The following is a 20588-nucleotide window of genomic DNA, read 5'->3' as shown; positions in this document are numbered from 1 at the left end:
AGCCGCTCCACGCGTTTATATCGACCGCTGGCGACCGCTGCCCGCGTGACCGAGCGCGTCCGGCGGTGGTTTTTTATATTACCGATGGTTATTCCGTCGCATGGACTTACCGACGCCGGCGGATCTGCGGGAGCGGCGGAACGAACTGGGGTTGACCCAGAGCGACCTGGCGGACAGGGCGGACGTGTCACAGCCGCTGATCGCCCGGATCGAGGGCGGGGACGTCGACCCGCGGCTGTCGACGCTCCGTCGGATCGTCAACGCGCTACAGGAAGCAGAGGGAGCGATCCTGCGGGCCGAAGACCTGATGAACTCACCCATCGTGAGCGTCCAGCCCGACGACTCCGTCCACCAGACGCAGGAACGGATGAACGAACGCGGGTTCTCGCAGGCCCCCGTCATCCGCGACGGGACGCCGCTGGGCCTGATCAGCCACTCCGACATTCGGCAACTGTCGGACTCGTCGGAGGCCGACAACGTCGGCGACTTACCCGTCGACGAGGTCAAACGCGAGTCCATCGCGACCGTCGAACCCGGCGCGACCATCGACGAGATCAACGACTACCTCAACCACAACGACGCCGTCCTGGTCGTCGAGGGCGGCGAGACCGTCGGCATCATCACCGAGGCCGACATCGCCGCACACATCAGCTGATCGACGCCCCGCCGGAACCCACTCGTCCCGAGTCAGCGTCGGCCACCGTTCACGACTCGCATCCGCGGTGACCCGTCGCTCGCATCCGCCGTGGGCCGCCGTCTACCTCTCTATCTCTGCCGTCGGGCGCAGTTCTCGCCGTCAGTCTTCGCCGTCGTCCGCCGACTCCGGATTCTCCTCGTCGTCGGGCGTCATCGGGATCGACGTCTGGTCGGCCTCCCCGAAGCCGGCGCTGAGGACGCGTGTCAGCGCCTCTTCGACGCGTTCGTTCGTCTCCTCGTAGGCGTCGGGATCGACTTCGACGACGAAGCCGGTAGTGATGTTCGGTGCTGTCGGGAGGAAGAGCACGTCGCGGCCGTCCTCGGTCGACTTGCCGGTCTTGAACGCGGTCATCCGCATGCCCTGCCAGGTCTCGATCTTGACGGGTTCCTGGAGTTCGTCCGCGCCGGAGACGACGGTTTCGACGGCCATCTTCGACGCGTTGTAGACCACCCGGAGCCCGGGGAGTTGGTTCATCGTTCGGTCGATGGTCCCCTCGATGAGGTCGCCGAACGTGGTCCGCATCAGGTACCCCAGCGAGAAGACGACGAGCACGAAGACGACCATCGTCAGCAGCACCCGGAGCGGAGTGCCGACGGGGACGGACCGGTCACCGACCGTGACGTTGTGGCTCTCGACCGGCAGCGGCACGCCCGCCAACGCCGTGTAGAGCCAGAGGATGATGTAGGCCGTCACCAGCAACGGTACGAGGATGACCAGCCCGCTGGCGAAGTCTCGCTTCCAGGATGCCGAACTCATCTGCGCCTATCTGTCCGCCGGAGCGTACTAAGCGTGTTCCTTCCGGACGGAGAACACGAGCGGATGTTGTTCATCTCTACCCCGAATTCCCGGCTCCGCCGCTCGCTCAACCGTGATTCTCACTTCGTTCGAATCACGCGTCACCCGCTCACGACGGCGCGGAGCGCGAAGGTCAGGTTCTCCTTGCGTTCGAGCACCCGCCGGTAGAAATAGGAGAGCCACTTCGAGCCGTACGGGGCGTACTGCCAGACCTCGCAGTCGTCGGCCAGGTCCACCTGGGCGTCCTCGCGCACGCCCATCAGCATCTGCACCTCGTAGGGCGTCCCGTACTCGCCGTGCAGATCCGCGGCCAGGTCGATCATCCCGGGGTCGTGACTCCCGACCGCGACGCCGTCGTCGAACTCACGGAACATGAACGCCAGGAGGTCCCTGTACTCCCGGTTCACCCGTGATTTCTCTCGATAGGCGACCTCCGCCGGCGGGTCGTAGGCCCCCTTGACGAGCCTGACCTTCCCCGGGAGGTCGGCCAGCCGTTCGAGGTCCTCGCGGGTCCGCCGGAGATTAGCCTGAACGCAGATGCCGACGCTTCCCCCGGTTTCGCGGGCGTGATGCTCGAACGCGTCGAGCGTCGCGTCCGTGGTCGTGTGGTCCTCCATGTCGATCCAGACGAACTCGTCGTGCTCGTCGGCGCGTTCGACCACGCTGGCGAGGTTCTCGCGGAAGACGTCTTCGCCGACGTCGAGACCGAGTTGGGACGGCTTGACCGAGACGCACGCCCGCAGACCCGCGTCGGCGATGTCGTCGATCAACTCGCAGTAGGTCGCGGCGTCCTCGTCCGCAGGCCCGCGCTCGTGGTAGTGTTCGCCCAGTAGATTGAGTATCACCCCGAGCCCGCGCTCGTTCGCCTCGCGGGCGTGTTCGAGCGCCTCCGGGGCCGTCTCGCCGGCGACGAACCGACTCGCGATCGGCGGAATCATGGTCGCAAGTATTGCCGCCAGTGTGAAAGTGGTACCGACACCGGGCGGCAGAACCCGGGCCGGACAGTGCGACCCGGGCACACAGCGGGGCCCACACCGATCCGTCGGTACGGACGCCGCGAAACACCGTGATTAAGGGGCACGGAACTGTCGGCGAGCATATGGACCTGTACCCGGCCATCGTGACGGCGCTGTGGGCGATGTTGCCCGCGTACGTGCCGAACAACGCGGCGGTGCTGGCCGGCGGCGGCCGCCCCATCGACGGCGGCCGGACCTGGGGCGGCCGGCGCGTCCTCGGCGACGGCAAGACCTGGCGGGGGACCGCCGCCGGGACCGCCGCCGGCGTCGCGCTCGCACTGGTACTCAACGCCGGATCGGACGCCATCGCCGACCTGCTCGGCGTCGCGCCCGTCGAGTTCCCGCTCCCCGCCGCCGTCGGCCTCGCGCTCGGCGCGATGTGCGGCGACATCGCCGCATCCTTCCTCAAGCGGCGGACCGGCCGCGAGCGCGGCGCCCCCTTCCCCGGCCTCGACCAGCTCGACTTCGTCGTCGGCGCGCTCGCGCTCGCCGCCCTGCTCGATTTCGACTGGGTGGTCGAGACGTTCGCGCCGACGGTGCTCGCGGTCGTCCTCGTGGCGACCCCGCTGCTCCACGTCGTCACCAACGGCATCGCCTACGTCATCGGCGCGAAAGACGAGCCCTGGTAGACCATCTTTTTCCCGGCCGGGTTTCCTCGCTCGCTGCGCTCGCTGCGGGAACCCGACCGACAAAAACATGGGTGAAAAAGGCCGAATCCTCGCTCCGCTCGGATTCGGTGTCCGCGGGAGTGAGCACCGTGAACGACCGCGGGCTCGTCAGAGCTTCGCTCTGACGGTGAACCGCCTCGCTTCGCTCGGCGGATGCTACCGATAGCCCGCAGAAGAGACAGTCACGGTGGCGCGCGCTATCGAGCGTGCCGAGCGACAGCGAGGCCGTGAGTCGAAGCCGTGCGAGGGATGAGCGAAGGAGCGGAGCGACTGAGCGAATCGGCTGGGGAGGTGTGAGGCGCGGTGCTGTGCTGTTCCTGGCGGACTGAAAGGGCGAGGTGGGTTCGCGTTCAGTTCAGTCGACTGAGTCGGCACTATCCGAGCGGTGCGAGGTCGACCGCAGGGAGACCTCGATGTGAACGGGGAGCGAAGCGAGGATATCCGACTCAGCGACCGCGAGCCCGCCGAGGGCTTTCATCGCTTGCTGTCTCCTCCGGTTGCGGTCGTTTCCGTTTCTTCCACGACCCGTCCACCAGAAACAACCGCTCAACAAGCACGCGAATTAAACAATAGCCGCGAACGGAAGTGGTGTGCTTTTCACGTCGGCGCGTCCACTGAGAGACAATGAGTACAACGTTGCGGCTGGGGACGCGCGGGTCGACGCTCGCGATGCGGCAGGCCGCCGCCGTCAAGGAGCGCCTGGAGAACCGACGGTTCGACGTGGAACTCGTCGAGGTGGAGACCACGGGGGACCAGATCACCGACGAGGCCATTCACGAACTCGGCAAGACCGGCGCGTTCGTCCGCGCGCTCGACGAGGAGGTCCTCGACGGCGACTGCGACGCCGCCGTCCACTCGATGAAGGACATGCCCACGGAGATGCCCAAGGACCTCGTCGTCGCGGGCGTCCCCGAGCGCGCGGCGCCCCGCGACGTGCTCGTCACCCGCAACGGGTCGAGCCTCGCCGGCCTGCCCGAGGGCGCGACCGTCGGTACGTCCAGCCTCCGCCGGGGCGCCCAGTTGCTCGCCGAGCGGCCGGATCTCGACGTCCAGCCGCTGCGCGGCAACGTCGACACGCGGGTCGAGAAGCTACTCGCGCCCCCGCTCGTCCGCGAACACGAGCGCCGCGTCGAGGCCGAAGCCGACGAGGAGGCCGAGTCCTTCGCCGTCTACGACGAGGCCGACGACGGCGACGCGGACGATCAGGCACGATCCACCGACTACGCCAAGTACAACAAGCCCGACGGCGCGGACGACGAGACAGCGGCCGACGCGGGCGGAAACGACAGCGAGGACGCCGACGGCGACGAGGACGACGACTCCGAGTTCGACCGCACGGTCGCGGAGTGGTTCGAGGACCTCTCGGAGCTCGAGCGACGTGCGCTCGAACGGGATCCGGACGTCGAGTACGACGCCATCGTGCTCGCCGAAGCGGGATTAGAGCGGGCGGGCCTGCTCCACCACGTCGAACACCAGCAGCTCCGACCCGACCAGTTCGTCCCCGCGCCGGGGCAAGGGACGCTCGCCGTCACCGCCCGCGACGGCGACCTCGCCGAGGACATCCGGAGCGCGCTCGACCACGCGCCGACCCGGGTCGAAGCGACCGCGGAGCGGACAGTACTAGAAGAACTCGGCGGCGGGTGCGTCGCGCCCGTCGGCATCTACGCCGTCCTCCAGGGGTCGGTCGTCCGGACGAGCGTCCGCGTGCTCGACCGCGAGGGCGACGAAGAGGTCCGCGAGACCCGCGAACTCCCCGTCGACCGTCACCCGCAGGCCGCCCGGGCGTTCGCGGCGGACCTGGCCGACGACGGCGCGGCGGCGATCATCGAACGAGCGCGACGGCGCACCGGCGAGGACTCCGGCGCGGCCAGCGCCTCCCCGGACACGCCCGACGCCATCGAGGGCGGTGACGACGGCGACGAGAGTGGGTCCGGGGGGACCGACGCGTGACCGGGACCGTCTATCTCGTCGGCTCCGGCCCCGGCGATCCGGACCTGCTGACCGTCAAAGCCCGCCGGCTCCTCGACGAAGCGGACGTGGTGCTCCACGACAAGCTCCCTGGCCCGGAGATCATCGACCTGATCCCCGAGGAGCGCCGGGAAGACGTTGGCAAACGCGCCGGCGGCGAGCGCACCCCCCAGTCGGCCATCAACGAGCGGCTGGTCGAACTCGCCCGCGAGGGCGAGGACGTCGTCCGTCTGAAGGGCGGCGACCCGTTCGTCTTCGGCCGCGGCGGGGAGGAAGCGGCGTATCTCGCCGCCCACGAGGTGCCGTTCGAGGTGGTCCCGGGAGTAACGTCGGCCATCGCCGGCCCGGCGGTCGCGGGCATCCCCGCGACCCACCGCGACCACGCCTCCTCGGTGTCGTTCGTCACCGGCCACGAGGACCCGACCAAAGACGAGTCGGCCGTCGACTGGGAGGCGCTGGCGGCGACCGGCGGGACCATCGTCGTCCTCATGGGCGTCGGCAAGCTCCCCGACTACACCGCCGCGCTCCGCGACGCCGGGATGGCCCCCGACACGCCCGTCGCGCTCGTCGAACGCGCGACCTGGCCGGACCAGCAAGTCGCGACCGGGACCCTTGACACCATCGTCGACGCCCGCGACGAGGTCGGCATCGAACCGCCGGCGATCACCGTCGTCGGCGACGTCGCCGGCGAGCGCGAGCGCGTCGTCGAATTCCTTCGAGGGTACGGCGGCGACGCGCCGGCCGGCGAGGACGGCGAGCCCGCGGCCGACGACGACACCGAAACGGCGGTCGGCGGAGGGGCCGACCGATGAGCGCGGCCGACCGCCCGCGGATCGCCGTCTTCCGCCCGCCGGACGGCCGGCTCGCGGCCGCCGCGGAACTGCTCGAATCGCTCGGCGCCGACCCCGTCGCCGACCCCATGCTGACCGTCGACCCGACCGGCGACGTCCCCCGGAGCGACGCCGACTACGTCGTGTTCACCAGCAAGACGGGCGTCGAACTCGTCGCCGGCGAGCGCGCCGAGGAGGGCGGCCCCGACGAGCGATGGGAGGCCGGCGACGCGACGGTTTGCGCCATCGGCGAGTCGACGGCCGACGCGCTGCGCGACCACGACTACCCCGTCGACCGGGTGCCCGCGGAGTTCTCCTCGGCCGGTCTCGTCGAAGCGCTCGAAGACGAGGTCGACGGCGCCCGCGTCGAGGTCGCCCGCAGCGACCACGGCTCGGCGGTGCTGCTGACCGGGCTGGAAGACGCCGGCGCGTACCTCCACGAGACGGTCCTCTACCGGCTGGAGCGGCCCGCCGACGCCGGCGAGTCGGCCGAAGTCGCCGCCGCTGGCAATCTGGACGGCGCCGTGTTCACCTCCTCGCTGACGGTCCGGCACTTCCTCGCCGCGGCCGACGAGCGGGACGTCCGCGAGGAGGCGCTGGACGGACTCGCCGACGCCGTCGTCGGCGTCATCGGCGACCCGACCGCCGAAACCGCGGCCGACGCTGGCGTCGCCGTCGACGTGATCCCCGAGACCGCCGACTTCGAGGCGCTCGCCGAGGCCGTCGTGGAGGCCGCGTCCGGTGACGACACCGTCTCCGACGGCGTCTGACCGGCGACAACTGACCGAGTCCCCGTCCGCCGGCCTCACGGAGATATATAGCGCCAATAGCCGTCGATAGCGGCGGGTACTCGCCCGGTGGCTACGTACCGCTCGATACTGCAACGAACCGGAAATATAAGCCGTCTTAACCGTCGTCCGCGCCCGTTCTCCCGTATGAACACGTCACGGCGGCGGTTTCTGACAGGAACGGGTGCGGTAGTAGCGAGCGGTCTCGCGGGCTGTACCGGCGCGCTCGGCGGCGGGGACGGGGGAGCCACCGACACCGACGCGGCCGAGGAGTACGAGGTGGGCCACGGCGACTACCAGACGACCGTGAGCGCGTCGTCGTTCCCGGAGAAGCTCTACGTCTACGCGGTCCAGTCGAACTGGTCGAACTGGCCGGCGCTGATGCAGGCCTTCGAGCAGCAGTACGGCGTCCCGCTCAACGACGACGACCGCTCGTCCGGCGAGGCGCTCAAGCACATGCGCTCGCACGCCCAGAACCCCGACCACTCGGCGTACAACGGCGGCTACACCTACGGCATCATCGCCAAGAACGAGGGCTTTCTCACCGGCTACAAGCCGAAGAACTGGGACAAGGTGCCGGAGAAGCTCAAGACCGACGACGGCCAGATGACCGCGACCCGGCGGATGACCACCGCGGTCACCTACCGCGCTGACGTCTACGAGGAGCGCGGCCTCGACGCCCCGACGACCTGGGACGACCTGCTCCACCCCGACGTCGCGAAGGACATGGCGCTCCAGACGCCGACGGCGGCCGTCGGGCTGGCCTGCGCCCTCTCGATCAACAACGCCCGCGGCGGGTCGCTCGACGACCTCCAGCCGGTGATCGACTACTACAAGCAGCTCAAGGAGAACGGCGCCGAGTTCACCGACAACTTCCAGGCGCAGTTCACCAAGGGCGAGTACGCCACGTTCGTCCGCTACGACTACTCCGGGCTGAACCTCAAGTACAACGACGAAGCCATCGCCGAGGACAAGGTCGACGTCGCGCTCCTGAAGGGCAAGAACGGCAACAAGGGCGCGTTCAACCAGCCCTACGGCTACGGGCTGATCGAGGGTGCCCCCAACCCCGAAGCGTGCAAGCTGTTCATGGACTACGTCCTCTCGAAGGAGGGCCAGCGCAAGTTCCTCGACGCGTACGTCCGCCCGATCCGCGCGCCGGAACTGGAGATGCCCGACGAGTTCCCCGACCAGTCGGTCTACGACGAGACGGAGTTCCAGGTCGACTACGGGAAACTGGTCGAGAAACAGCAGGGCATCATCGACGAGATCGAGCGCTCCGCGGGCCTGTAGGCCGATGGCGGCCGACGAAGCGACCGACGGGATCCGCGGCCGACTGGCGCCGGTCGCCGACGCGGCGGGGACGGCCGCCCGCGGCGGCGTCGAGCGGCTCCCCGACCCCGCCGAGCGACTGGTGCTGCCGCGGACAGAGCGCGACCGCGAGCGCCGGCGCATCGCCGCGCTGTGTGCCCCCTTCCTCGTACTCGCGACCGTCGCGGGACTGTACCCGCTGAGCGAGATGTTCCGTATCAGCGTCTCCGAGGCGAAGTACGTCACCGAGGGGTTCTCGCTGTCCGCGTACCGGCGACTCGTCACCGACCCCCACCTGCGGGCCTCTGCCGTCAACACGCTCTGGTTCTCGCTCGCGACGACCGTCGTCAGCCTCGGCGTCGCGACCGCGACGGCCCACGCCCTGGAGAAGTACGACCTGCCGTTCCGCGGCGCGCTGGTGACGCTCCTCTCGTTCCCGATCAGCCTGCCAGGCATCGTCGCGGCGTTCATGATCATCGTCCTCTTCGGCAACAGCGGCCTGGTGACGAACCTCGCCGCGTGGTTCACCGGCCGGAGCAACCTCGACCTGGCCATCGCGACTAGCGTCGGCGGCCTGTTCGTCGCGTACTGCTACTCGATGGTCCCCCGGGCGCTGTTGCTCCTCCGGGGGAGTTACGCCGAGGTGAACGAGCGCACCGAGGAGGCCGCCCGCTCGCTGGGCGCGACACCCGCCCGGACCTTCTATCACGTCACGCTCCCGCAGATCAAGCCGGGCCTCATCGGCGCGTTCATCCTCACGTTCCGGACGGCGCTGGCGATCTTCGGCACCGTCCTGATCCTCCGGGCGCTGCGCGTCTGGACCTACGAGATCGACTACGCGCTCTCGGCGGGCAGCGGGTTCGACATCCAGCTCGCCTCGGCGATGGCCGCGGTCTGGTTCGCCTTCGTCCTCGGGTTCACGGCGCTGGGCCTGCGCTACACCAGCGCGGAGGTGGGGCTGTGAGCGAGTGCGACGACACGGGCTCGGCCGAGACCGCACGCCCTGACGGCGGCGTCGCCGTCGAAGACGCGGAGGCTCGCTCGTGGCGCCCCTCACCGTCGGGCGTCCTCGGTCGCCCGCTCGTGACGGCCGTGTTCGCGCTGACGTTCGTGTTCCTGGTCTTCCCGGTCGTCGCGACGTTCGCGGCGTCGTTCGCCCGCGAGTGGACCGGCGTCCTTCCGTCGGGGTTCGTGACGTTCACCCACTGGAAGCAGGTGCTCGGGCTCGGCGGCGACGCGCTCTACTCGCTGCGACTCGGTGCGGTCCTGCGCACGCTGCCCGAGAACCCCCTCGCCGCGCCGGGCCAGAGCCCACTGTTCCGCAGCATGTGGCTCGCGCTCGGCGGCGTCCTCGTCAACCTCGTCGTCGGCGTGCCCATCGCCTACGCCGTCGCGCGCTACGAGTTCCCCGGCCGGGACCTGCTCAACGCCGTCGCCGTGTTGCCGCTGGCGCCGGGGATCGTCCTCGGCATCGCCTTCCTCCGGGCGTACCCCCAGCTCTCGGCGACTGACTTCGGGCTCATCGTCGGCTACTCGCTGCTGAAGGCGCCGTTCATGGTGATGGCCGTCCAGTCGAGCTTCGAGTCGATGCCCCTGCGCCAACTGGAGGAGAGCGCCCGGTCGCTGGGCGCCTCCTGGCCGCGGACCTTCATCTCCGTCATCGTCCCGAACGCCAAGCGCGGCATCGTCTCGGGGGCGATCATCTGCTGGGCGCTGGCCGCCGCGGAGTTCAACTTCTCCTACGTCGTCTTCTCGCGGGGCGCGCGGCCGCTCGCGCTCTTCCTCAAGGCGAACATCTCGAACAGCTCCTTCCTGACGACCGCCGCCGCGGTCTCCGTGTTCTTCCTCCTCATCGCGGGCGTCACGGCGGCGCTGCAGCTGCTGGGCAACCGGGGGTTCGCGACGGACTGATACCATGGCAGACATCACACTCGACAGCGTGACGAAACGGTTCGGCGAAGCGACCGCCGTCGACGACCTGTCGCTGACGGTCGGTGACGGCGAGATACTCGGGGTGGTCGGCCCCTCGGGCTGCGGCAAGACGACGACGCTGCGGACGATCGCCGGCTTCGAGACGCCCACCGAGGGCCGCGTGCTGTTCGACGACGAGGACGTGACCCGCGTGCCGCCGGAGCGGCGGAACGTCGGCCTCGTCTTCCAGTCGTACGCCCTCTTCGAGAACATGACCGTCCGGGAGAACGTCGAGTTCGGCCCGAAGATGCGCGGAGTCTCGAAGGCGGAACGCCGCGAGCGCGCCGTCGAACTCCTCAAACTGCTCGACATCGCGGAACTGGCCGACCGCGACCCGACGACGCTCTCGGGCGGCCAGCAACAGCGGGTCGGCCTCGCGCGGGCGCTCGCCATCGAGCCGACCATCCTCCTGCTCGACGAGCCGATGACCGGCCTCGACGCGCAGTTGAAGACCCGTCTCCAGCGCGAACTCGTCGAACTCCTGAACGATCTGGACGTGACCGCGCTGTACGTCACCCACGACCAGACCGAGGCGATGGCGGTCTGCACCCGCATCGCCGTCATGAACGACGGGCGCATCGAGCAAGTTGGCACGCCGGCGGAGGTGTACGAGGAGCCGGCCAACGGCTTCGTCGCCGACTTCGTCGGCACCTCCAACCGCTTGCCCGCGACCGCCCGCAACGGCCGACTCGACTTCGGCCACGCGACGACGCCCGCCCCGAACGGCGACGAGGGGGAGGTGACGGTCGTCGCCCGCCCGGAGGCGTTCGAACTCGGGGACGGCCCGTTCGAGGCGACGGTCCGCGAGCGGTTCTACCTCGGCGAACACGTCCGCTGCGTCGCCGACCTCCCGAACGAGGAGTCGGTGACGCTCCGGGTCGATCCGACCGACGCGCCGGCGGCCGGCGAGCGAGTCGCACTGACCCTCGATACCGACCGCGTTCACGTCCTCACCAACTCATGACACCACAGACCGTCGCCCCCGGACCCGTGTTCGCCCGACTCGACCGCCCCCGCAGCGATTCACCGACGACGCTCGCGGTCGTCGCCGACCCGCACGTCGCGCTGACCGCCCGCGGCACGTGGAAGGTCTACCACAGGACGCTCGAACGCCTGCGGTCGGCCGTCGCTATCGCGAACGAACACGCCGACGCCGCGCTCCTCGCGGGCGACCTGACTCGCGACGGCCACTCCGCGGAGTTCGACGCCGTCGACGACGCGCTCGGCGATCTGGACGTTCCCTGGTACGCCGTCCCAGGTAACCACGACGTGCCGAAGGCGTTCGACGACCACACGACCCCGCCGGTCGAGCGCTTCGCCGAGCGCTACGACCCGCTCCCCTTCGCGCGCGAGGTTGGCGAGTTGACCCTGCTCGGCGTCGACACCGCGACGAGCGGTGTCGCCGGGCTGGTCGACGGGCCGGCCGTCGACAGCGATTCGAAGGCGGCCGCCGGAGGGCCGACGACGACGGACGACGACCGGGAGTCGGCCGCCGAGGACGACCGCAACGACGTCGGCGACCTGCGGGACACCTGGGGCGGCCGCGTCGGCCCCGCCCAGCGGGCGTGGCTCGCCGAGCAACTGGCCGCAGCCGACCAGCCCGTGGTCGCGCTCCACCACCCCGCCGCCAGGCTCCCTGACTGCCCCGACCGCGACCGCTGGCGGAACTTCTCCCTCCGGGACGGGGACGCGGTCTCCGAACTCCTGCGCCGGCACGACGTGCCGCTCGTGCTGTCCGCCCACCACCACGTCCCCGCGCTGTGCACGCACGGGGGCACCGTCGAGGCGCTCGCTCCGGCGACCTGTTCGTTCCCGCAGGCGTCGCTCCACGTCGAAGTCGGGCCGGACGGGACTACGCTCCGGCTGGTCCCGCTGACCGACCGCGCCGGCGTCGCCGAGGCTCACGGCCTGGCCAGGGACGGGTCGCCGCTGGGCCAGACGGTCGTCGAACTCGTCGAGCGGCGGCTCTCGGAGCGTCTCGACGGCTAATTGTCCAGTCCTCCGGCGCCATCCGGCGAGCGGGAACCCCTTAGGTTTAAACCCAGTGCCGCGATAAGAAACGCTCGATGAGCACGACCGGGCCGGTCCCCGACCTCGCCGGGCGCGCAGACGCCTGCGCCGACAGACTGCTTTCCGCCGACGAACTGCTGCTGGCCTCGCACATCGACGCCGACGGCCTGACGAGCGCGGCCGTGGCGTCGACGGCGCTCGAACGGGCCGGCCTGGAGTTCGAGACCGTCTTCAAGAAACAGCTCGACGAGGCGGAGATCGCGTCTATCGCGGCCCGCGAGTACGACACCGTGTTGTTCACCGACTTCGGCAGCGGCCAGCTCGACGCCATCGCCGCCCACGAGGAGGCGGGCGACTTCGAACCGGTCATCGCCGACCACCACCAGCCGGCCGACGCCGAGACCGAGTACCACCTCAACCCGCTGCTGGAGGGCATCAACGGCGCCTCCGAGCTCTCGGGCGCTGGTGCGGCGTACGTCCTCGCCCGCGCGCTGGCCGAGCGCAGCGGCCAGTCCGAAGACAACCGCGACTTGGCCGGGCTGGCGGTCGTCGGTGCCGTCGGCGACATGCAGGCCGTCGGCGGCGAACTCGTCGGCGCCAACCGCGGCATCGTCGAGGAGGGCGTCGAGGCGGGCGTCCTCGCCGAGGGGACCGACCTCACGCTGTACGGCAAGCAGACCCGCCCGCTCCCGAAGCTCTTCGAGTACGCGACGGACGTCCAGATCCCCGGCGTCTCCGGCGACGAGGCCGGGTCGGTCCGGTTCCTCGAAGGGCTCGACGTCGACCTGAAGGAGGCCGGGGAGTGGCGAACCTGGGTCGACCTGACCGACGACGAGCGCCAGACGGTGGCGAGCGCACTGGTGAAACACGCCGTCCAGCGGGGCGTCCCGGCCTCGAAGATCGACACGCTCGTCGGGACGACGTACGAACTCGTCGACGAGCCCCACGGCACCGAACTGCGCGACGCCAGCGAGTTCTCGACGCTGTTGAACGCCACGGCGCGATACGAACGCGCGGACGTCGGCCTGGGCGTCTGTCTCGGGAACCGAGACGGCGCGCTCGATCAGGCCCAGACCCTGCTCTCGAACCACCGTCGCAACCTCTCGGAGGGCCTGGAGTACGTCCGCCAGGAGGGCGTCACCCACGAGGACAACCTCCAGTGGTTCGACGCCGGCGAGGCCATCCGCGAGACCATCGTCGGTATCGTCGCGGGGATGGCCCTGGGCACCGACGGCGTCTCGGCGGACAAGCCGATCGTCGCGTTCGCCCGGAAGAACGAGGAGGAGACGAAGGTCTCGGCCCGCGGGACCGGCGTGCTCGTCCGCGAGGGCCTCGATCTCTCGGTCGTGATGGGCGAGGCCTCCCGGTCGGTCGGCGGCGACGGCGGCGGCCACGACATCGCCGCCGGCGCGACGGTCCCCGCCGGCGAGGAACAGGCGTTCGTCGACGCCGCCGACGAGATCGTCGCCGACCAGATCGGGTGACGGCCTCCTCCCATCCTCGCTCCCTCCGCCCTCGCTCCCTCCGCCCTCGCTCCCTCCGCCCTCGCTCCCACTTTCCCTTCTCCCCGCTACGACTCCGGACGTGAATCGGACCCGCTACGGCCAGAGACGCGACCGCCACTCACGATCCGATATCGACCGACAAAATATATAAAACTCAGAATAGTTCTGCATACTACTAAGTAGACTGTCCTTTCTATCCTTCGAACCCGTCAGTCTCGTTCGTGAGATCGGATAGTCGCCTCTAAATCCCGGATGGCGACGAATCGGGCACATACAGCGCCTTCGCGGAATAATTCGTCTGTTCGTCGAACGCGAGTGAGTACCGGGACCGGCCTGTCGTCGTAGTCGGCTGTTGCTCCCCACCGAGCGTGAAATTCCGACACATTCGGCCTATGAACCGGGATTATAGCATACAGTCACCAGTCAGGCGAGCGAACGGCCAGTGCGTGGCGACGACACCGGTGTCACTGCTTTGACCGAGAGCGGACTTTTAGTCAGTTACAGATTATGAACGTGTATTTTATGTATTCGCACCGGTCGACGCGATCCGGTCGATCGCCTCGATGCACTCGACGAGCGCGCGGCCGTTGTGGTAGGCGCCCTTGTAGACGGCTCCCTTGCGGCCGACCGGTTCGAGGTCGTCGGTGACGCCGGAGTGCCACTCGCCGCGTTCGCGGTCGATCTGGTGTTCGTCCAGGAACGCCCACGTCTCCGCGAACACGTCGACGTACCGGTCGTCGCCGGTGCGTTCGTACGTCCGGAGCGCGCTGGTCATGCACTCGGCCTGCACCCACCACGCCTTCACCCGGAAGCTCGCGGGTTCGTCGAACCCGCCGTAGAAGTAGAAGCCGCCGCGTTCGTCGTCGTAGCCGTACTCCAGCGCGTAGTCCCACAGCGTCTCGAAGAGTTCGCGGTACAGGTCCGTCGACAGCCCCAGCGCGTCGGCGGCCTCCATCGCCAGCCACACTCCCTCCAGGTCGTGCCCGTAGGAGACGATCCGGAACGCCTCGTCGTCGAGTTTCGGCGTCCAGTCGGGCTCGTACTTGTCGGTGCAGAAGCGCCGGCCCGTCCGGTAGACGGTGTTCGTGACGATATCGAACAGTTCGTGGAGGCGGCAGCGGCCGGTCTCGGTCTCGAACACCTCGTAGTAGGTGGCGAACGCCTCCAGCAGGTGGAGGTGGGTGTTGGTGAGCTTCAATGTCGGGTCGAGGACGGCGTCGCCCGACTCCTTGGGCGACCAGTCCGGTTCGATGTTCTCCAGGTAGGTCTGGCCCTCGGTGATCGGGTCCCAGTCCGGCGTGAAGTACTCGACGTAGCCGCCGTGGACGTCGTCTTTGGCGTGTTCGTCGAGGAGGGAAACGAGGTCGTGGGCGTACTCGGCCGGCCGCTCGTCGTCGGTGACGCGGGCGAGTTCCGAGCAGGCGTAGAGCCCGAACGCCTGCCCGTAGAGGTGCTTGTTCGGCTTGCTCGTCGTCCCGTCGCGCTCGACCTCCCAGTAGAAGCCGCCGCGGTCGTCGTCCCACATGGCGTCGACGAGGAAGTCGAACCCGGCCTCGGCGATCGCGCGGTACTCGTCGCCGTAGCCCGCGCGGGCGACGCGGGCAGCGACCCACACCATCCGCGCCTGCGTGACGACCTGCTTGCGACCGTTGCCGGCGAACGCGCCCTCGCGGTCGTAGCTGGTGAGAAACCCGCCGTGCTCGTCGTCGACCGACCGCGGGAACCAGAAGTCGAGGACGTTGTCGGTGAGCGTCGATTCGAGCGGCTGTCGGTACTGGTCGAGCGGCGTGGCTCGGTCTGCCATTGCGTTCACGAATGCGTCGATCGACCCCATAGTCTTGCCGGAAGGCCGACCCCCGGCGCGGCGGGTCGGCCGCGGCCGATCGCCGAGAAAGCGTTAACTGGCGGCCGGGTGGAGACCCTACGAGCCATGGACGAGACTGTGACGGTGGGGATCGTCGGGCTGGGAACCCACGGTGCCAACCACGCGCGACTGCTACGGGAGATGGGCCACGAGGTGTTCGGCGTCGACGCCGACCCGAGCGCCCGCGAACAGTTCGAGCAGACGTTCGACAGACCGGCCTACGAGAGCCCGGACGACCTCTTCGGCCGGGACGTCGACGCGGTCGTCATCTCGACGCCGAACAGGTTCCACGAGCCCTCGGCGCTCGGCGCGCTCGAAGCCGGTCTGGACGTGCTCCTGGAGAAGCCGCTCGCCCACGATCTGGAGAGCGCCGAGCGCATCGCCGAGGCCGCCGAGCGGACCGGCAACGTCTGCATGGTCGGGTTCCACCACCGCTACCGGGACGTCTGCCGGGTCGCCCGGTCGTACGTCGAGAGCGGCTATCTCGGCGAGATAACGCACATCGACGCCAAGTACGTCCGCCGTCGAGGCGTCCCCGGTCGCGGGACGTGGTACACCTCCGAAGACATCGCCGGCGGCGGGGCGCTGCTCGACACCGGCGCGCACTGTCTCGACATGCTGCTGTACCTCTCCGGGTGGCCCGAACTCGAATCCGTCAGCGCCGCCGTCGACTCGTACTTCGGCCACCGGGACGACTACGCGTATCTCGAGATGTGGGGCGAGGACGACCAGGCGAAGATGTACGACGTCGAGGACACCGTCACCGCCTTCTGCGAGTTCGCCAACGGCCTGACCGCGACGGTCGAAGTCGCCTGGGCCGCCAACGACGAGGGGAGCCACTCCTACCGGATCAAGGGGACCGACGCCGGCGCGAAACTCGACATCACCAACTCGCTCGACGCGGTCGAACCCGTCCCGGACCAGCGCAACGACCTGACGCTCTACGAGGTCCGCCAGGGCGGCCGCGACCACTTCGTGGATTCGACGGTCCACGTCCGGCCGAACGACCCCTACACGGACGAACTGGAGACGTTCGTCGACGCCGTCGTCACCGGCGAGCGGCCGTCGGTGACGAACGTCCACGAGGCGCTGGACGTCCAGCGGGTCATCGACCGCATCTACGACGCCCAGTCGGAGTGACCGCCGGGACGATTTATATCCGCGGGGCACGTTCGGCGTCGTATGACCGGCACCGACGGCGAGATCGGGAAGACCGTCCAGTCCGTCGAGACCTCGCTGCGCGTCGTCGACGTCATCCGCGAGCGCGAGCGGGCCGGCGTCACCGAGATCGCGGTCGCGCTCGACTGTTCGAAGGCGTCGGTCCACCACCACGTCACGACGCTGTGCAAGCACGGTTACCTCGAACGCGACGACGGCGAGTACCGCCTCGGCCTCGGCTTCCTCTCGGTCGGCGGCCAGGTCCGCGAACACCAGCCGCTGTATCACCTCGCGAAGACCGACGTCGAGGACCTGGCCGCCGAGACCGGCGAGCAGGCGCGGCTCATCGCCGAACACGACGGGCGAGGCGTGACGATCTACCGGACGAGCGGGGACCGGACCGACCACCCGCGGATGCACCTCGGGAGCGACGAACCCCTCTACTGCACCGCGGCCGGGAAGGCGTTCCTCGCCGAACTCGCGCCCGAAGCGCGCGACCGCTACCTCGCCGAGACCGCGCTCGAACCGTACACCGACGCGACGGTCACCGACCCGGACGCGCTGCGCGAAGAGCTGTCGTCGATCGCCTCCGAGGGCGTCGCCTTCGACGACGAGGAGCGCTACGAAGGGGTCCGTTGCGTGGCGGCGGCCGTGGACTCGCCGGACGGCGAACTCCTCGGCGCGATCAGCGTCTCGGGGCCGACCGAGCGCCTCTCGGGCGAGCGGTTCCGCTCGGAGCTGCCCGACCGGCTTCGCAACGTCGTCGGCGTCGTCGAGCTCCAGAACACCTACTCGACGTGGACCGAACAGTTCTCGCAGTGACGCCGGTCCTCGACAGCGGTCGGGGAGCGGGTGGACGCGGGCAGTAACTGACGCCGCCGGACTCAGGTACCCGCGCCGTCAACGGCGCCGTGGAGCATCCACTGCCAGTGGTTGCGCAGGTAGTAGACGTCCTGGTCGGGGTTGGGGAAGACGAACTTCTGGGTGTTGCCGTAGTGGGTGAACACCTCGTCGAACAGTTCGAGGTTCGGGACCGCCCAGTTGGCGTACCACGCGAACTCGGCGGCGAGATTTTCGAGTTCCTCGCGGGAGGTCGTCCGGCGCATCGAGTCGTTGAGCACGAACGGCTCCAGGGTCTTCGTCTCCGAGACCTGCGAGAGGTCGAGCGTCTCCGTCCCGATCTCGGCCGGGTACGCCGGTCGGATCGGCTGTCCGAGCCGGTCGTCGACCTCCTTGCCTTCGGCGATCTCGAGTGGTTTCGGCTCGCAGGAGTCGGCGCTCTCGCCGGGGTTGGCGAGCATGTTCAGCCCCCACCCGCGCAGCTCCTGCCAGCCCTTCCCGTTGCGGCCGAGGCTGTACCAGATCGCCGGGTGGAGCCCCGACTGGAACCACGTCATCATGTCGAACTCGAAGGTGTTCTGCCACTTGTTCATCAGCCCCGAGTACGACAGCGACTGCACCTTCGTCTGGACGCCGAACTCGCCGAGCTTGTTGCTGAGGTAATCGGAGATGAACTTGTACTTGTTCCACGGCGGCGTGATGTGGGTGAGGTTGACGCTGCGGCCCTGGTCGTCGGTCCACGTCCCGCCCTGTTTCGTGTACCCGGCGGCCTTCATCAGCTCGGTCGCCTTGTCGAGATCCGTCGTCGACCCGTAGTCGATCATCTTTTCGAGGGTCCCGTCGGGCAGGTAGTTGTTCTCGATCTGCCGCGAGGTCATGTTCTGGGTCCGGACCGTCTTGGCGTTGACGCCGAGGCCGCTGTCGAGGGCGGTCGTGATGTCCTCGTAGTTGATCGCGTAGGCCAGCGCCCGGCGGACGCGGGGCTTGGCGAGGTGGGGGTTGGCCTTGTTGAGTTTGAGGCCGATCTGGGCGCCCGTCGGGACGCTGTGGACGATCTCCATGTCCCGATTCGGGACCGACGTGCCGGAGATGGCGCCGACGTTCCCGGCGTCGACTTCGCCGTTGGAGATGGCCTGGGTGATCTTCTGGTTGCTGCCGAGGAGGTCGATCGTGAACTGCTTGAGGTTGGTGTTGCCGGCGCGGGGGTGGTCTTCGACCTTCTCGTGGACGATCCGCTGGGTGTCCCAGTCGGTCGGTTTCCAGAGGCCGCAGCCGTAGTCCTCGTCGACGACGGTCTGCAGCGACAGGGACTCCTCGTTGAACTCCTTGGTGATGCTCTCGATCTCGGACTCGCTGGAGGCGTCGCGGTACCGCTGGAACCACGGCTCGTAGAACTCGTACCTGGGAAAGTTGAGGCTATTGCGCTGGTTCAGCAGCGCCAGGTCCGGGTTCGTCGGGCACCGGTAGTTGAACCGGATCGTCGCGGGCTGCTCCTGGACGATCTCGGCCGGGTTGTCCGGGTGTTTCTCCTGGTAGTGCTGGGTGAAGTTGGTGTACGTCCGCGTCGTGAGGAGGTCCTTCGGGCGAACCGGCGTCCCGTCCCACCACTGGTAGCCCTCTCCGAGCGTGAGCGTCGCAGACGACCCGTCGTCGGCGACCTCGAAGGAGTCGGCCATGAACTCGATCGGCGTCCCCTGGAGGTTCGCCTGGATCGTGAGATCCCCCCAGATACGGTTGAAGAACCACTCGGAGTTCGAGTTCGGGCTCTGGGGGTTGAAGTTCCCCTCGACCGGGTTGAAGTCGCTCTTGACCACCCAGTTGAAGTTGGGGTCCTGCGCCTGAACCCCCTCGTCGACCGCCGTCTGTTTCGCGACCGTCGCCGTCGCCGCGCTCGTCTCCCCGCCGCCCGACGGGTCCGTGCCGTCGCCGTTGCCGGTCGGCGTCGAACCGCCGCCGCTGCAGCCCGCGAGCGCCGACGCCCCGACGCCCATGACTGCCGACAGCCACGCCCGGCGGCTCAACTGGTCGTGTCCACCGCTATCGTCCTGCATGAGTATCTGTGTCAATTCATCGCCACTATAAAATGATTTTGGAACAAATATTATATTTCGGCGACCGACGCGGCCGCGGTCAGTCGGCGTCGACGGCCGTCTCGTCCTCGTCGCCGAGCTGGCGGGCTCGCAGGCGGACGTTCCAGAGCCGGTCGAGCGACTGGGCGGTCAGGATGAGTCCGAGGACGAGGAGGACGATGGTCAGCATGGGGAACACCAGCCAGTGGAGCTGGGAGAGCGCGGTGAGGTCGGAGTTGTTGTACGCCTCCTGCATCATGATCCCCCAGTTCTGCGTCGAGGTGGGGAGCAGGCCGAGGAAGTACAGGCCGACGGCCTCGAAGATGATGCGCCGCGAGCTGTTGGCGAAGTTGATAGAGATGTACGGCATCAGGTTCCGGACGACGTACTTCCGGACGATCCGCGCGTCGGAGAGGCCCATCACGCGGGCCGCCTCGACGACGTCGTTCTCGCGGATCGAGAGCACCTCCGAGCGGACGGTCCGGGCCAGCCCCGGCCAGTTGTTGATCCCGAGGATGAGCCCGACGACGTAGGGGTCCTCGGGCACGTAGACGGCCACGAGGACGACCACCAGCGCCAGCGCCGGGACCGTCATTACGGTGTCGGAGAACAGCATCAGGACGTAGTCCCACCGGCCGGACTTGTAGCCGGCGACCGTCCCGATGGCCGTCCCGAGGACCATCGACAGCAGCGCCCCCGAGAGGATCATCTTCAGCATCGCCGGCGTCGCGTGGACGATCTGGCGGTCGATCTGCTGGCCGAGCACGCCCGTCCCCAGCGGGTACGAAAGCGACTGGAACGGCGGCGCGAAGATCGGCGCCTCCATCGTCGTCGGCTGGGGGTAGACCACGACGCCGACGGTCCCCAGGAGGACGAACGCCGTCAGGATCGAGATGCCGACGACGCCCCGGGGGTCCTCGGCGACGATCCGCAGCGGCGCGACGACGTGCGCGCGGATCCCGTGACCGATCCTGTCCGCCAGCGTCTCCCGCTGGACCGACGTGTCTGGCGTGAACAGGTCCTCCTCGGCAGTTCCGCCGTCAGAGCGGAGCTCTGACGAGCCCCCTGCTCGCTTCGCTCGCAGGGACGCCGTCGGATCGA

At 68.8% G+C, this 20588-nt stretch carries 18 protein-coding genes; 13 read left to right on the top strand and 5 right to left on the bottom strand.

Annotated elements, in window-relative coordinates:
- Positions 1–100: 100 nt before the first annotated feature.
- The gene (locus PSC72_RS15630) at positions 101–655 is read left to right on the top strand and encodes a CBS domain-containing protein (RefSeq protein WP_274322351.1); all 555 of its coding nucleotides are present in this window, start codon (positions 101–103) and stop codon (positions 653–655) included.
- A 141-nt stretch (positions 656–796) separates the two neighbouring features.
- Here PSC72_RS15630 and PSC72_RS15625 read toward each other — a convergent pair whose 3' ends face one another.
- On the bottom strand, positions 797–1453 hold the full coding sequence (locus tag PSC72_RS15625; protein WP_274322350.1) for a DUF502 domain-containing protein: 657 nt from the start codon (positions 1451–1453) through the stop codon (positions 797–799).
- 140 nt (positions 1454–1593) lie between these two features.
- Complete coding sequence (locus tag PSC72_RS15620; protein WP_274322349.1) at positions 1594–2430, bottom strand: proline dehydrogenase family protein; 837 nt, start codon at positions 2428–2430, stop codon at positions 1594–1596.
- Positions 2431–2591: 161 nt separating this feature from the next.
- On the opposite strand from PSC72_RS15620, the gene PSC72_RS15615 reads away from it, so the two are divergent.
- From PSC72_RS15615 to PSC72_RS15570, 10 genes are all read left to right on the top strand, one after another.
- Positions 2592–3137, top strand: a complete 546-nt coding sequence (locus tag PSC72_RS15615; protein ID WP_274322348.1) for a CDP-2,3-bis-(O-geranylgeranyl)-sn-glycerol synthase — start codon at positions 2592–2594, stop codon at positions 3135–3137.
- A gap of 663 nt (positions 3138–3800) precedes the next feature.
- Complete coding sequence (hemC, locus tag PSC72_RS15610; protein ID WP_274322347.1) at positions 3801–5126, top strand: hydroxymethylbilane synthase; 1326 nt, start codon at positions 3801–3803, stop codon at positions 5124–5126.
- Positions 5123–5956 (top strand): uroporphyrinogen-III C-methyltransferase, encoded by an 834-nt coding sequence (cobA, locus tag PSC72_RS15605; RefSeq protein WP_274322346.1) that lies wholly within the window; start codon positions 5123–5125, stop codon positions 5954–5956. The genes hemC and cobA overlap by 4 nt, the downstream gene beginning before the upstream one ends.
- Entirely contained in the window at positions 5953–6744 is a 792-nt protein-coding gene (locus PSC72_RS15600) for a uroporphyrinogen-III synthase (protein ID WP_274322345.1), read from the top strand. Before cobA ends, PSC72_RS15600 begins: the two co-directional genes overlap by 4 nt.
- 165 nt (positions 6745–6909) lie before the next feature.
- On the top strand, positions 6910–8052 hold the full coding sequence (locus PSC72_RS15595; RefSeq protein ID WP_274322344.1) for an extracellular solute-binding protein: 1143 nt from the start codon (positions 6910–6912) through the stop codon (positions 8050–8052).
- 4 nt (positions 8053–8056) lie between these two features.
- Positions 8057–9034, top strand: a complete 978-nt coding sequence (locus tag PSC72_RS15590) for an ABC transporter permease (RefSeq protein WP_274322343.1) — start codon at positions 8057–8059, stop codon at positions 9032–9034.
- A 119-nt stretch (positions 9035–9153) separates the two neighbouring features.
- Complete coding sequence (locus tag PSC72_RS15585; protein WP_382261866.1) at positions 9154–9981, top strand: ABC transporter permease; 828 nt, start codon at positions 9154–9156, stop codon at positions 9979–9981.
- A gap of 4 nt (positions 9982–9985) precedes the next feature.
- The gene (locus tag PSC72_RS15580) at positions 9986–11005 is read left to right on the top strand and encodes an ABC transporter ATP-binding protein (RefSeq protein WP_274322341.1); all 1020 of its coding nucleotides are present in this window, start codon (positions 9986–9988) and stop codon (positions 11003–11005) included.
- Positions 11002–12030 carry a metallophosphoesterase family protein gene (locus PSC72_RS15575; RefSeq protein WP_274322340.1) on the top strand — a complete coding sequence of 343 codons (1029 nt, stop codon included), beginning with the start codon at positions 11002–11004 and terminating at the stop codon, positions 12028–12030. The genes PSC72_RS15580 and PSC72_RS15575 overlap by 4 nt, the downstream gene beginning before the upstream one ends.
- A gap of 77 nt (positions 12031–12107) precedes the next feature.
- Positions 12108–13535: a single-stranded-DNA-specific exonuclease RecJ gene (locus tag PSC72_RS15570; protein ID WP_274322339.1), complete on the top strand. Its 1428-nt coding sequence runs from the start codon at positions 12108–12110 to the stop codon at positions 13533–13535.
- A gap of 541 nt (positions 13536–14076) precedes the next feature.
- Here the strand turns inward: PSC72_RS15570 and PSC72_RS15565 are convergent.
- Entirely contained in the window at positions 14077–15360 is a 1284-nt protein-coding gene (locus PSC72_RS15565; protein WP_274322338.1) for an AGE family epimerase/isomerase, read from the bottom strand.
- A gap of 126 nt (positions 15361–15486) precedes the next feature.
- Between PSC72_RS15565 and PSC72_RS15560 the strand changes: the two genes are divergently transcribed.
- Both PSC72_RS15560 and PSC72_RS15555 read left to right on the top strand, forming a co-directional pair.
- Complete coding sequence (locus PSC72_RS15560; RefSeq protein WP_274322337.1) at positions 15487–16560, top strand: Gfo/Idh/MocA family protein; 1074 nt, start codon at positions 15487–15489, stop codon at positions 16558–16560.
- 42 nt (positions 16561–16602) lie between these two features.
- Positions 16603–17400, top strand: a complete 798-nt coding sequence (locus PSC72_RS15555; RefSeq protein ID WP_274322336.1) for an IclR family transcriptional regulator — start codon at positions 16603–16605, stop codon at positions 17398–17400.
- A 62-nt stretch (positions 17401–17462) separates the two neighbouring features.
- Here PSC72_RS15555 and PSC72_RS15550 read toward each other — a convergent pair whose 3' ends face one another.
- On the bottom strand, positions 17463–19469 hold the full coding sequence (locus PSC72_RS15550; protein WP_274322335.1) for an ABC transporter substrate-binding protein: 2007 nt from the start codon (positions 19467–19469) through the stop codon (positions 17463–17465).
- Between the two features lie 79 nt (positions 19470–19548).
- Positions 19549–20337, bottom strand: a complete 789-nt coding sequence (locus tag PSC72_RS15545) for an ABC transporter permease (protein WP_274322334.1) — start codon at positions 20335–20337, stop codon at positions 19549–19551.
- Positions 20338–20588 lie beyond the last annotated feature (251 nt).

Origin of the sequence: Halosimplex aquaticum, assembly GCF_028747785.1 — an archaeon.
GTDB lineage: Archaea > Halobacteriota > Halobacteria > Halobacteriales > Haloarculaceae > Halosimplex > Halosimplex aquaticum.
The sequence above is the reverse complement of the archived record's forward strand: the minus strand, read 5'-3'. Positions and strand labels throughout refer to the sequence as shown.

What these genes read in the sequence shown, in the direction of transcription:
- PSC72_RS15575 (WP_274322340.1), top strand. Translation starts at nt 11,002, where the DNA reads ATGACACCACAGACCGTCGCCCCCGGACCCGTGTTCGCCCGACTCGAC.
- PSC72_RS15550 (WP_274322335.1), bottom strand. Translation starts at nt 19,469, where the DNA reads ATGCAGGACGATAGCGGTGGACACGACCAGTTGAGCCGCCGGGCGTGG.
- PSC72_RS15560 (WP_274322337.1), top strand. Translation starts at nt 15,487, where the DNA reads ATGGACGAGACTGTGACGGTGGGGATCGTCGGGCTGGGAACCCACGGT.
- PSC72_RS15630 (WP_274322351.1), top strand. Translation starts at nt 101, where the DNA reads ATGGACTTACCGACGCCGGCGGATCTGCGGGAGCGGCGGAACGAACTG.
- PSC72_RS15590 (WP_274322343.1), top strand. Translation starts at nt 8,057, where the DNA reads ATGGCGGCCGACGAAGCGACCGACGGGATCCGCGGCCGACTGGCGCCG.
- PSC72_RS15620 (WP_274322349.1), bottom strand. Translation starts at nt 2,430, where the DNA reads ATGATTCCGCCGATCGCGAGTCGGTTCGTCGCCGGCGAGACGGCCCCG.
- PSC72_RS15570 (WP_274322339.1), top strand. Translation starts at nt 12,108, where the DNA reads ATGAGCACGACCGGGCCGGTCCCCGACCTCGCCGGGCGCGCAGACGCC.
- PSC72_RS15565 (WP_274322338.1), bottom strand. Translation starts at nt 15,360, where the DNA reads ATGGCAGACCGAGCCACGCCGCTCGACCAGTACCGACAGCCGCTCGAA.
- PSC72_RS15555 (WP_274322336.1), top strand. Translation starts at nt 16,603, where the DNA reads ATGACCGGCACCGACGGCGAGATCGGGAAGACCGTCCAGTCCGTCGAG.
- PSC72_RS15600 (WP_274322345.1), top strand. Translation starts at nt 5,953, where the DNA reads ATGAGCGCGGCCGACCGCCCGCGGATCGCCGTCTTCCGCCCGCCGGAC.
- PSC72_RS15615 (WP_274322348.1), top strand. Translation starts at nt 2,592, where the DNA reads ATGGACCTGTACCCGGCCATCGTGACGGCGCTGTGGGCGATGTTGCCC.
- PSC72_RS15625 (WP_274322350.1), bottom strand. Translation starts at nt 1,453, where the DNA reads ATGAGTTCGGCATCCTGGAAGCGAGACTTCGCCAGCGGGCTGGTCATC.
- PSC72_RS15595 (WP_274322344.1), top strand. Translation starts at nt 6,910, where the DNA reads ATGAACACGTCACGGCGGCGGTTTCTGACAGGAACGGGTGCGGTAGTA.
- PSC72_RS15580 (WP_274322341.1), top strand. Translation starts at nt 9,986, where the DNA reads ATGGCAGACATCACACTCGACAGCGTGACGAAACGGTTCGGCGAAGCG.
- hemC (WP_274322347.1), top strand. Translation starts at nt 3,801, where the DNA reads ATGAGTACAACGTTGCGGCTGGGGACGCGCGGGTCGACGCTCGCGATG.